Below are 324 nucleotides of genomic sequence, written 5' to 3'. Positions count from 1 at the left end.
CAACCGGCAAACCAGAAAGCGATAGCCAATCTGGTATACGGTGGGGAGTGGGTAAAAGAACTCCTGGGGAACCAGGTTGCCGGAGATGGCTGGAAATATCGCGGTCGTGGGCTGAAACAGATTACCGGCCTGAGCAACTATCGCAGTTGTGGCCAGGCGTTGAAACTGGACCTTGTTACCCACCCGGAGCTGCTTGAAGAGGATGAATACGCCGCGCGCTCAGCTGCATGGTTCTATTCGTCTCGCGGTTGCCTGCTTCATTCCGGCGACGTGGAGCGCGTGACGCTTCTTATCAATGGCGGCAGAAACGGGTTGGATAAACGC

The 324-nt window shown here is 56.2% G+C and carries 1 protein-coding gene; it reads left to right on the top strand.

Features of this window, described 5'->3' with window-relative positions; all coding sequences use genetic code 11:
* A partial coding sequence (locus tag GYB81_RS24015; protein WP_306342886.1) for a glycoside hydrolase family 19 protein occupies nucleotides 1-324 on the top strand: 324 nt, incomplete at both ends.

Origin of the sequence: Pseudomonas yangonensis (assembly GCF_009932725.1) — a bacterium.
Lineage (GTDB): Bacteria > Pseudomonadota > Gammaproteobacteria > Pseudomonadales > Pseudomonadaceae > Aquipseudomonas > Aquipseudomonas yangonensis.
This window is presented reverse-complemented; position numbering and strand designations above follow the sequence as displayed.